At 48.1% G+C, this 509-nt stretch carries 1 protein-coding gene; it reads right to left on the bottom strand.

Going from position 1 to position 509, the window contains the following annotated elements; genetic code table 11:
- On the bottom strand, window positions 1-484 hold a 484-nt coding region (locus tag R7Z77_RS28655), incomplete at its 3' end, for a response regulator (RefSeq protein ID WP_318137473.1).
- Between the last annotated feature and the right edge of the window lie 25 nt (window positions 485-509).

The following is a 509-nucleotide window of genomic DNA, read 5'->3' as shown; positions in this document are numbered from 1 at the left end:
GCGTGGCTTTAATCCACTGTAAGTATTGCGGTGTTTGAGGCGCAGACAACTGTTGCAGTTGTTCCAACAAACTATTCATCTGAACATGGCTGTTGTCGCTTCCTCGTTGGCTGAGTCGAGCTTTGACTCGTTCACAGGTCGTCTGCAAACGAGCGTCGGAAATGGGTTTGAGCAGGTAATCTGCCGCATTTTGCTCAAACGCTTTAATGGCATAGTCATCATAAGCAGTAACAAACACGATCAAAGGCGGGTTGGCCAAACGATTGAGTTTTTGCGCCAAACTCATGCCATCTAACACGGGCATACGAATATCGAGAAAGGCAATATCAGGTTGGCTTTGCTCAATGGCGAGCAAGGCTTGTTCGCCATCAGCTACCTTGGCAACGATGTCCAACTCCGGCCACACTTCCGCGAGGCTTTTGTCGAGATGATGCCGCAATAACGGCTCATCATCGGCGATAATAGCAGTAAACCCTGTATTCATTTCACTGTTCCTTACTTGTCATTGG

The sequence above is a fragment of the Vibrio sp. 1401 genome, assembly GCF_033340295.1.
This window is presented reverse-complemented; position numbering and strand designations above follow the sequence as displayed.